Annotated in this window: 9 protein-coding genes and 2 pseudogenes; 9 read left to right on the top strand and 2 right to left on the bottom strand. The window is 71.3% G+C overall.

The genetic code is table 11. From position 1 onward, the window contains the following. Positions 1-309, top strand: a pseudogene (locus G3I65_RS30620) (hypothetical protein); the annotation flags it as partial. On the opposite strand, the gene G3I65_RS30615 reads toward G3I65_RS30620, so the two are convergent. Continuing rightward, positions 282-899: a TetR/AcrR family transcriptional regulator gene (locus G3I65_RS30615; protein ID WP_160699190.1), complete on the bottom strand. Its 618-nt coding sequence runs from the start codon at positions 897-899 to the stop codon at positions 282-284. The pseudogene G3I65_RS30620 and the gene G3I65_RS30615 overlap by 28 nt on opposite strands. Positions 900-983: 84 nt before the next feature. On the opposite strand from G3I65_RS30615, the gene G3I65_RS30610 reads away from it, so the two are divergent. The 8 genes from G3I65_RS30610 to G3I65_RS30575 all read left to right on the top strand — a co-directional run bounded on the left by G3I65_RS30610 (position 984) and on the right by G3I65_RS30575 (position 9,563). Further along, positions 984-1,385 carry a MerR family transcriptional regulator gene (locus G3I65_RS30610; RefSeq protein WP_160699189.1) on the top strand — a complete coding sequence of 134 codons (402 nt, stop codon included), beginning with the start codon at positions 984-986 and terminating at the stop codon, positions 1,383-1,385. A gap of 50 nt (positions 1,386-1,435) precedes the next feature. Then, positions 1,436-2,359 carry an aldo/keto reductase gene (locus G3I65_RS30605; RefSeq protein WP_166640785.1) on the top strand — a complete coding sequence of 308 codons (924 nt, stop codon included), beginning with the start codon at positions 1,436-1,438 and terminating at the stop codon, positions 2,357-2,359. A 136-nt stretch (positions 2,360-2,495) separates the two neighbouring features. Then, a complete protein-coding gene (locus tag G3I65_RS30600) occupies positions 2,496-4,037 on the top strand; it encodes an NAD(P)-binding domain-containing protein (RefSeq protein WP_160699187.1) in 1,542 nt (513 codons plus the stop codon). Further along, complete coding sequence (locus G3I65_RS30595; protein WP_160699186.1) at positions 4,037-5,107, top strand: alpha-hydroxy acid oxidase; 1,071 nt, start codon at positions 4,037-4,039, stop codon at positions 5,105-5,107. The genes G3I65_RS30600 and G3I65_RS30595 overlap by 1 nt, the downstream gene beginning before the upstream one ends. Further along, on the top strand, positions 5,104-6,369 hold the full coding sequence (locus tag G3I65_RS30590; protein ID WP_160699185.1) for a cytochrome P450: 1,266 nt from the start codon (positions 5,104-5,106) through the stop codon (positions 6,367-6,369). The genes G3I65_RS30595 and G3I65_RS30590 overlap by 4 nt, the downstream gene beginning before the upstream one ends. Further along, entirely contained in the window at positions 6,366-7,646 is a 1,281-nt protein-coding gene (locus G3I65_RS30585; protein WP_160699184.1) for a cation:proton antiporter, read from the top strand. Before G3I65_RS30590 ends, G3I65_RS30585 begins: the two co-directional genes overlap by 4 nt. Before the next feature lie 64 nt (positions 7,647-7,710). Then, positions 7,711-8,358, top strand: coding sequence for a response regulator transcription factor (locus G3I65_RS30580; RefSeq protein WP_160699192.1), 648 nt, complete (start codon positions 7,711-7,713; stop codon positions 8,356-8,358). Beyond that, on the top strand, positions 8,355-9,563 hold the full coding sequence (locus G3I65_RS30575; protein ID WP_160699183.1) for a HAMP domain-containing sensor histidine kinase: 1,209 nt from the start codon (positions 8,355-8,357) through the stop codon (positions 9,561-9,563). The genes G3I65_RS30580 and G3I65_RS30575 overlap by 4 nt, the downstream gene beginning before the upstream one ends. On the opposite strand, the pseudogene G3I65_RS30570 reads toward G3I65_RS30575, so the two are convergent. Continuing rightward, positions 9,547-9,928: pseudogene (locus G3I65_RS30570) on the bottom strand (hypothetical protein); the annotation flags it as partial. The gene G3I65_RS30575 and the pseudogene G3I65_RS30570 sit on opposite strands and share 17 nt — an antisense overlap.

Below are 9,928 nucleotides of genomic sequence, written 5' to 3'. Positions count from 1 at the left end.
TACCCCGATCTGGTGGGGGCCCGGGGAGTCCCGGCGCGCATCCTGCGGGTGAGCACGCTCGGCGCCGGCGAGTCGGGCGCCCCGGCCGGTGCGGCCCGCCACCCGGTCGCCGTGACGCTGCCGGCCACCGCCACTTCGGCGGGCTTCGAGTTCGACGACGGCAGCGGCGCCGACCTGGTGGTCACCGATGGCATGGCACTGGCCTGGCTGCCGCGGAAGGCCGCCATGGAGCCGGGGGCGAAGGTGCGCGTGCGGGCCTGGAACGCGAAGGACGAACTCGTCTACGACGGGTCGTTGACGCTGTTCTGAGGCCGCAGCCAGCCGGAGGCGTTCGCGCGCAGGGCCCGCTCGTACGAGCCGGTCACGTCGAACTCCTCCGGCAGGTTGCCGGTCAGTTCCAGGGACACCAGCCCGTGCACGATGGCCCAGCAGCCGACCGCGACGGTTTCCGGCGGGACGTCGGAGAAGACGCCGTCGGCGATGGCCCGGCGGATGATCGCCTCCAGGGGCTCCAGCGTCTTGCGGGCCAGCTTCTCGGCGTCTTCGTTGGGCTCGAACCCGGGGACGGACTTGCTGAACATGATCCCGTACAGGTGCGGGTCGGCGAGCGCGCTGGCGCGGTAGGCGCTGCCGAGCGCGACCAGGTCGTCGACAGCGTCGCCGGTCAGCTCGGTGCGCGCCATCCGGGCGCCGAAGCGCCGGAAGCCCTCGGTGTAGAGGGCGTTCACCAGGTCGGGTTTGCTGCCGAAGAGGGAGTACACGGCGGTGGTCGACGTGCCCGCGTCGGCGGCCAGCTTCCGCAGGGAAAGCGCCTTCGGCCCGTCGGCGGCGATCAGCTCGCCGGCGCGGTCGAGGAGCTTCAGCCGGAGCGCTTCGTCGTGCGTACGGGGTCGAGCCATGTACACAGCGTAGTAGAACGCTGTTACGAATGGCCAGGGTGAAGAGTTGACCTGGAGTGCACTCCAGGTCGTAGTGTCGAGGTCATGAGCTACTCGATAGCGGAAGCCGCTCGACGTAGCGGACTGTCCATCGACACCCTCCGGTACTACGAGCGCATCAAACTGCTCGACCCGCCCGCCCGGGACACCGCGGGCCGCCGGGCCTATTCCGACGAAGACCTGAACTGGCTCGGCTTCCTGACGAAGCTGCGCACCACGGGGATGCCCATCAAGAGCATGCGCGAGTACGCGTCGCTGCGCCGCCACGGCGTCGCCAGCGCGGGCCGCCGCAAGGCCTTGCTGGTGGAGCAGCGGCGGTCGGTGGCCGAGCGGATCGCCGAGCTGCAGGGCTGTCTCGACGTCCTCGACTACAAGATCGACAACTACGCACAGGTCGAGCGCAACGTGCTCGGCGTGGAACCGGGCAGGGAGGAAATTTCCGCGTGAAGACCAGGAAGCTCGGCGGACTGGAAGTCGGGGCCCAGGGGCTGGGCTGCATGGGGATGAGCCAGGCGTACGGCGTCCGCGACAACGACGAGGAGTCGATCGCGACGATCCACCGGGCGCTCGAGCTCGGCGTGACGCTGCTGGACACCGCGAACGTCTACGCCAACGGCGTCAACGAAGAACTGGTCGGCCGCGCGATCGCCGGCCGCCGCGACGAGGTCGTGCTGGCCACGAAGTTCGGCATCGTGTGGACCGACGGCGCGATGGGCGCCCGCGGCGACGCGGCGTACGTCAAGCAGAGCTGCGACGAGTCCCTGCGACGGCTGGGCGTCGACCACATCGATCTCTACTACCAGCACCGCGTCGACCCGGACACCCCGATCGAGGAGACCTGGGGCGCGCTGGGCGAGCTGGTCGAGGCCGGGAAGATCCGGTACGCCGGGATTTCCGAGGCGAGCGCCGCGACGATCCGCGCCGCCCACGCCGTGCACCCGGTGACCGCGCTGCAGAGCGAATGGTCGCTGTGGACCCGGGGGATCGAGGGCGAGGTCCTGGACACGTGCCGGGAGCTCGGCATCGGCGTCGTGCCGTTCTCGCCGCTGGGCCGGGGTTTCCTCACCGGCGCGGTGACGTCGGTGCAGGACCTGCCCGAGGACGACATGCGCCGCGGCCTGCCGCGTTTCGCCGAGGGCAACTTCGAGCGCAACATGGCGATCGTCGACGCGCTGCGGAAGCTGGCGGAGGAGAAGGGCGTCACCGCCGGGCAGCTCGCGCTCGCGTGGGTGCAGTCCCACGGCGAGGACGTCGTGCCGATCCCGGGGACCAAGCGCCGCAAGTACCTCGAGGAGAACGTGGCTGCGGCTTCGCTGGAGCTGACCGCGGCCGACCTGGCCGCGATCGAGGCGGCCGCCCCCGCGGACGCGATCGCCGGGGAGCGCTACCCCGAACGCCTCGCCCGCGCCGCCGGCCGCTGACGCGTAGCTTTCACGTGAAAGCGCCCACCTGGGGGCGTCGCTTTCACGTGAAAGCGACGCTCTGAGGCTTTTCTGAGATCTCCGGAGCAGGCTCGGCGCCGATCAAGCGGTCGGTGCCGAGCTTCGGGAGGTCGTCGTGGCGGAGGAAGTGCTCGATTATCTGGTGGTCGGGGCCGGGCCCGCCGGGTTGCAGCTGGGGCAGCACCTCGGGCACGCCGGGCACCGGTACCTGGTGCTGGAGGCCGGTTCCGCGCCCGGCCACTTCTTCGAGACCTTCCCGCGGCACCGGACCCTCATCTCCATCAACAAGAAGCACACCGGGTACGACGACCCGGAACTGCGCCTGCGGATGGACTGGAACTCGATCCTCGCCGACGGCGACGACGACCAGCTCGTCTTCACCGACTACAGCGAACTGCTCTTCCCGGACGCGCCGGACTTCCTGCGCTACCTCGCCGATTACGCGGCGAAGCACCAGGTGAACGTCCGCTACGACACCCGGGTGACGCGCATCCGCCGCGAGCAAGAAAGCGCTCTCTTCGTCCTCACCGCCGGTGACGAGGAGTTCCGGGCGCGACGGCTGATCATGGCCACCGGCGTCACGAAGCCCTACATCCCGCAGTTCCCCGGCGTCGAGCTGATCGACCAGTACGCCGACGTCAGCGTCGACCCCGGCGAGTTCACCGGCCAGCGCGTTCTCGTGCTGGGCAAGGGGAACTCCGCGTTCGAGACCGCGGACAACCTGATCGAGAAGGCCGCCGTCGTGCACGTCGGCGGCCCACGGCCGGTGAAACTGGCCTGGCGCACCCACTTCGTCGGCCACCTGCGTGCCTACAATGCGGGCATCCTCGACATGTACCAGCTGAAGCTCCAGCACGCGATCCTCGACGGAGACGTGCGCGAGGTCCGCAAGGACGCCGACGGCTACCACGTCAAGTTCGCCTTCGCCCGCGCCGACGAGGTGATCAAGGAGATCCGCTACGACCGCGTGATCGGCTGCACCGGCTTCCGCTTCGACGCGTCGCTGTTCGACGAGGACTGCCGCCCGGAGCTGACGATCGACGACCGCTTCCCCGCGCAGACGCCGAGCTGGGAGTCGGTGAACGTGCCCGGCCTCTACTTCGCCGGCACGATCACGCAGGTCCGCGACTTCAAGAAGGCCACCAGCGCGTTCATCCACGGCTTCCGCTACGGCGCCCGCGCGCTGGTCAAGGTGCTCAACGAGCGCAACCACGGCACACCGTGGCCGAACACCGAACTCCCCGCCAAACCGGACGCGCTGACCGACGCGGTGATCACCCGGATCAACCGGACTTCCGCGCTGTACCAGCAGTTCGGCTTCCTCGGCGACGTCGTGGTCGTCGACGGCGACACCGCACGCTACCTCGAAGAGGTGCCGGTGGACCGGGTACTCGACGACCCGCCCGAGGACGCTTACGTCGTCACTCTCGACTACGGCCCGGACCACGACAAGATCGACCCGTTCGACTTCGTCGCGCGCGCCGCGCAGGACCAGGCCAACGACAGCGGCGAAGGCCACTACCTGCACCCGATCGTCCGGCACTACCGCCGCGGCGAGCTGGTCGCGACCCACCACGTCACCGAGAACCTCGAAAACGAGTGGGACAAAGAGGTGCACGTCGAACCGCTGACGGCGTTCTTCTCGCGGGAGCTCTGATGCGCACGATCGCGGAGTTCGAGGCGGCGGCCCGCGAGCGCCTCGACCCGGCGCACTACGACTACTTCGCGGGCGGCGCGCAGGACGAGATCACCGTGGCGGAGAACGAAAGCGCGTTCAAGAAGGTGCGGCTGCTCCCGCGGGTCCTGCGTGGCAGCGACAAACGGGACCTGAGCGTCGAGCTGCTCGGGACGTCGTCGTCCATGCCGATCCTGATCGCGCCCACGGCGTTCCACCGGCTCGCGCACGCCGACGGCGAACTCGCCACGGCCCGGGCGGCGGCGCGGGCGGGCACGATCATGGTCGTCAGCATGGCCGCGACCACGGCGATCGAGGACGTCGCCGCGGCGGCCCGCGAGGTCGCGCCGGACCCGGGCCTGTGGTTCCAGCTCTACCTGCAGCCGGATCTGGAGTTCACCGAGGCGATCGTGCGCCGGGCGGAACGCGCCGGGGTGAAGGCGTTCGTGGCGACCGTCGACTCGCCGGTGCTCGGCCGCCGCGAACGCGACGACCGCAACGACTTCCACGACCTGCCGGCGGGGCTGGTCGTGGAGAACCTCCGGAACATTGGCGAAAACCGCAGCGGCGGCAACGCGAGTCATGTCCGAGACATCGTCATGTCGGCCGGGCTGAACTGGGACCACATCGCGTGGCTGCGGTCGAAGACCAAGCTGCCGGTGCTGATCAAGGGCGTGCTGCACGCCGAGGACGCGCGGCTGGCCGTGCACCACGGCGTCGCCGGCATCGTCGTGTCCAACCACGGCGGCCGCCAGCTCGACACCGTGCCCGCCACCATCGACGTCCTGCCCGACATCGCGGCGGCCGTCGGCGGCGCGATCCCGGTGCTGGTGGACGGCGGGATCCGCCGCGGCACCGACGTCGTCAAGGCCCTCGCACTCGGCGCGGACGCGGTCGCGGTCGGACGTCCGATCGTGTGGGGTCTCGCCGCGGGCGGCCGCGAAGGCGTCACGCAGGTCCTGGAGCTGTTGCGGGACGACTTCGACCAGGCGCTCGCCCTCTGCGGCGGCCGGCACCCGGCCGACCTGACCCCGGACCAGGTGCGGCGATGATCGGCAAAGCGCTGGCCGCGGCCGCCGTCGCCACCGCCCCCGCCTGGCTCCCGGCCCGGGTCGTGGCGTTGCGGATGAAGATCTTCGCGCTGGTCAACGGCCAGGAAACGGTGACCATCCCCGGCGAGCGGGTCGGCGTCGAGGACTTCCGGCGCGTCTACGCCGACCCGGCGGCGAACGGCCGCAGCCGCGGCGCCGCGCTGTCCGACCTGTTCTGGTACTGGCTCGCGCCCGGCCCCGAGGTGCACCAGGAGCACCTCGAACCCGGGCCGCGCTACGACGAGGTCGCCAAGTGCACCCGGCACATCCTCATCCGGTCCAAAAAGGACTCCGAGGAGCTGGCCCGGCGGGTGGCCGCGCACGTCCTCGACGGCGTCGAGCCCGGGCTGGTCCGGCTGCGCGACGAGATGATGCCGATCTGGGCCGAGCTGTACTACGAGCTGGTCTTCGAGGAGCCGTGCCCGCCCGAGGCGCGGGACCTCATCGTGGCGCACGCCGACGACGTCGTCTCGGCGCTGAAGTGCGTGCGGCCACGGAACATGCGCCGCCGGGCCCGGCTGACGAAGTACCTGCGGCGGCGCCTCGCCGACGTCCCGCACCCGCTGCCGCAGTCGCTGACCCCGGCGGAGCAGGCCTATTACCTGCAGGGCACGTTCTTCAACACGGCCGTCGTGCAGATGTCCGAGGCGATGGCGCACCTGCTGATGATCATCGCGAAGTCCCCGGACACCCAGCGGCGCCTCGCCGAGCACCCGGACGACGACGCCTACCTCGACCGCGTCATCGACGACGGCCTGCGCCGGTTCCCGCTGTTCGGCATCGCGCACCGGATCTCCACCGCCGACATCGAGCTGGCCGACCTGACCATCCCGGCGGGCACGGTGCTCTGCTTCAGCTACCCCGAGTTCGCCGCACAGTCCGGAAAGGACGATTTCATCCCGTTCGGTGTCGCGCAGAACCGCGCTTGCCCGGCCCGCGGGCTGGCCCCGCCGACCATGCGCGTGGTGACGCGCGAGGTGCTGCGCCGGTTCAGCCTCGCCTCGACGGCCGGGCACACGCGGTCGATCCCCAACCGCGGCCCGGCGCTGCTCACTCCGCGCGGGGCCCGGCGAAAGCGCTTCCCGCTGGCCTGGCTGGCGGTGCGCGACCGCTGGGAAGACGTCTGGCGCAGCTTCGCCCAGCTCGTGTTCGGCACGTACATGGTCCTCGACGCGCGTCGTCAAGCCCTGTGCACCACCTACTTCGCCGGAGGTAACCGATGAGCCCGTCCGAGGCGGCACCGACGTTCTTCCTCGCCGTGGTGGCGATCCTCGTGGTGGTCCGGCTGGTCTGCCTGGTCGCGGTCAAGCTCGGGCAGCCGCCGGTGGTCGGCGAGATGATCGCCGGCGTGCTGCTCGGCCCCTCGCTGTTCGGGCTGGTGCTGCCGGACGTCCAGGCGGCGCTGTTCCCGGACGCGATCCGCTCGCTGCTCTACGTCGGCGGCCAGATCGGCCTGGTCATCTACATGTTCGGCGCCGGCTACGAGTTCAACCTGAGCACCATCATGAAGTCGCGGAAGTCGGTCGCGGCGATCTCCTCGGCCGGGACACTGGTGCCACTGGCCCTCGGGGTCGGCGTCGCCGTGCTGGGCACGTCGTGGGTCGGCATCGGCAAGGACGGCGTTTCGCTGGTGACGTCGGCCGCGTTCGTCGGGGTGGCGGTGGCGATCACGGCGTTCCCGATGATGGTCCGGATCATCACCGAACGCGGGATCGGGTCGACCCGGTTCGGCTCGCTGGCGCTGGCCTGCGGCGCGCTCGACGACGTCCTCGCGTGGCTGCTGCTGGCGGTCGTGCTGGGGATGCACGCCGGGTCGCTGGGGCCGATCGCGCTCGCCCTCGGCGGCGGGCTGCTGTTCGCGCTGCTGGTGTTCATCGTCGGGCGCCGGCTGCTGACTCGCGTGATGGGCAGCGACCGGGTGAGCGTCGACCAGCGGGTGCTCATCACCGCGATGACGTTGTTCGCGGCCGCCTGGTTCACCGACACCATCGGGCTGTACGCGGTGTTCGGCGCGTTCACCGTCGGGGTGGCGTTCCCGCGCGGCGCGGCCTCCGACGCCGTGCTCGCGAAGATCATGCCGATCGGGTCGATCGTGTTCGTCCCGCTGTTCTTCACCTATTCCGGCCTGAACACCCGGTTCGCGCTGCTCGCCGACCCGAAGCTGCTCGCCTTCGCGCTGCTGACGGTGGCGGTCGCGATCGTCGGCAAGCTGGGCGCGTCCTGGGGCGCGGCCCGGCTGGCGGGGGAGCCGCCGGCGATCGCCACGCGCGTCGGCGTGCTCGTCAACGCCCGCGGGCTGATGCAGCTGATCGCGCTCAACGTCGGGCTCGCCGCCGGGATCGTCTCGCCGGCGTTGTTCACGGTGCTGGTGCTCGTCGCGTTGGTCACGACGATCATGACCGCGCCGGTGCTGGCGTGGCTCGACCGGCGTGATACCCGCAAGGGGAGCAGTGAAGTGCTCTTGATGGCGGAACCGGTGCCGGTAACCGGGAAAAGTTGATAGTTCAAATTTGGAAAATCACTGCCAGTATGGATCCGTGCACGATGGGGCGACGAAAACGCGGGTGCTCGTGGTCGAGGACGACCGCGACCTCGCGGGCATGCTCGCGGAACTGCTCGCCGACGAAGGCTACGAAACCGAGGCGGCGCACGACGGTCAGCGCGGCCTGCACCTCGGGCTCACCGGGCGGTACGACGTGATGATCATCGATCGGCGCCTCCCGGTGCTCGACGGCCTGGAGCTGGTGCGGCGGCTGCGGGCCAGGGCGGTGACCACGCGGGTGCTGGTGCTCTCGGCGCTCGGCGAGCTGGCCGACCGCGTCGGCGGGCTCGACGCCGGCGCCGACGACTACCTCGTCAAGCCGTTCGAGGCCGAGGAACTGCTGGCCCGGTTGCGCGCGCTGGGACGCCGTGACCTGGAAGGCGCGGAGTGCCTCCCGCTCGGCACGGCGGCGCTGGACCTGCGGCGGCACGAGGTCGTGCTGCCGCGCGGCGAGCGGATCACGTTGTCCGGGCGGGAGTTCGAGCTGCTGCGGACGCTGGCGCAGCGGCCGAAGGCGATCCACCCGCGGGCGTCGCTGCGGACCAACGTCTTCGCCGACTCGACCGGGGAGTCCATAGTGGACACGTACGTGTACTACCTGCGGCGCAAGCTCGGCCGGGACGTCGTGCGGACCGTGCACGGCCTCGGCTACCAGATCGGCGCGGTGTGAGACCGCGCGGCGACCCCGAGGACGGGGCCCTGCGGCGGGCGCGGTGGGCGATCACCGCGCAGATCTCCGTGGTCGTGTCGCTGCTCGTGGCGGTCGCGGGCGCGATCGCGTACGGGATGCTGCTGTCCGGCCAGCACGCCGACGCCGACCGCGTGCTGGCCCGCACGATCCAGCTCGGCCCGGCCGAGACCCCGCCCGGCTGCGTCTGGCTGTTCACACCGGTGCTGCACGCCCCCGCGGGATCGCCGCCGGCCGGGATGCCCGTGCATTCGCTGACCGCAACGGTTCCCGCGCCCGGCGACGTCCACACGGAACGACGCGTGATCGGCGCGATGACGTACACGATCCGCGTCGAGAACCGCGGCGGTGTCGTGTCGCAGGCGTACTTCGAAGAGGTCTACCAGATCCAGGACCGCTCGTCGCTGGTGTTCGGCCTCGGCGTCGCGGAGGTGCTCGCGCTGCTCGCGGCGGTGCTGTGCGGACGCGTCATGGCCGGCCGCGCGATCCGCCCCCTGGCCGACGCCCTCCGGCGGCAGCGGACGTTCGTCGCCGACGCGTCCCACGAACTCCGGGCCCCGCTGACCCGCCTGCACACCCGCGCGCAACTGCTGGCGCGGCGCGCGTCGGGCCGCGACGCGGAGGACCTGGACCAGCTGGTCCGCGGCACCCGGGAACTCGGCGAAGTCGTCGAAGACCTGCTGCTGTCGGCGCAAGCGGGCGACCGGCCGTCCCTGGAGCTGGTGGATCTGGGGTCGCTGGCGGAAGAGGCGGTCGCGGCGGAGACGGTCCGCGCGGGACAGGGGCAAGTGAGGCTCGCGGTGACCCGCGAGCGGCGGCCGTACGTCGTCCAGGGCGTCCCGACGGCGTTGCGGCGCGTGCTGTCGGCGTTGCTGGACAACGCACTCGGCCACACCCCACCGGGCGGCTCGATCGAGGTGCGGCTGGGTGTCCCGGACGAGCGGCACGTGGAGCTGCGCGTCCGGGACACCGGAGTCGGCTTCCCGGCGGCGGACGCGGACCGTATCTTCGAGCGCTTCGCCCGAGGCTCCGACGGCGACGGCCGCCGGTTCGGCTTGGGCTTGGCGCTGGTCCGCGAGGTGGTTACGGGCCACGGCGGCACCATCGCGGCGGCGAGCCGGCCTGGCGCGGGAGCGACGTTCACGTTGACGCTCCGGCGGGCCGACGCGGTCAGCGGGGGAGGGTGAGGCGGATCCGCCGAGCCGTTTCCTCGGGCACGCGGTAGAGCAGGCCTTCGATCGCCGCGGCCAGCTCCGGTGCCGGGGTGGTGAAGATCGCGGCCGACTGCGCGAGCCAGGCGCGGAGGTCGCGGTCGGCGTCGTCGCCGAGGTCGTCGTCCCGCAGCAGTGCGAGGTCGGTGTGCAGCCGCCGCCAGGTGTTGCTGCCGCGCAGGACAGCGGCGGCCGCCCGGCGCGTGTGCAGCGGCCGGTCCTCGGCGAGCAGTTCCCCCACCTCGACCGGCTTGCCCCGCAGGAACGCCACCACCTGCCGCGTCACCGCGGGCGACGGGTCGCTGAGCAGCGGCCGCACCGACGGCGAGTCCGGCGCGACC

It is taken from the genome of Amycolatopsis sp. SID8362 (assembly GCF_010550475.1).
In the GTDB taxonomy this organism is placed as follows: domain Bacteria; phylum Actinomycetota; class Actinomycetes; order Mycobacteriales; family Pseudonocardiaceae; genus Amycolatopsis; species Amycolatopsis eburnea.
Note: the sequence above shows the minus strand (reverse complement) of the source record. Positions and strands in the feature narration are given on the sequence as shown.

What these genes read in the sequence shown, in the direction of transcription:
- G3I65_RS30615 (WP_160699190.1), bottom strand. Translation starts at nt 899, where the DNA reads ATGGCTCGACCCCGTACGCACGACGAAGCGCTCCGGCTGAAGCTCCTC.
- G3I65_RS30610 (WP_160699189.1), top strand. Translation starts at nt 984, where the DNA reads ATGAGCTACTCGATAGCGGAAGCCGCTCGACGTAGCGGACTGTCCATC.
- G3I65_RS30605 (WP_166640785.1), top strand. Translation starts at nt 1,436, where the DNA reads ATGGGGATGAGCCAGGCGTACGGCGTCCGCGACAACGACGAGGAGTCG.
- G3I65_RS30595 (WP_160699186.1), top strand. Translation starts at nt 4,037, where the DNA reads ATGCGCACGATCGCGGAGTTCGAGGCGGCGGCCCGCGAGCGCCTCGAC.
- G3I65_RS30590 (WP_160699185.1), top strand. Translation starts at nt 5,104, where the DNA reads ATGATCGGCAAAGCGCTGGCCGCGGCCGCCGTCGCCACCGCCCCCGCC.
- G3I65_RS30585 (WP_160699184.1), top strand. Translation starts at nt 6,366, where the DNA reads ATGAGCCCGTCCGAGGCGGCACCGACGTTCTTCCTCGCCGTGGTGGCG.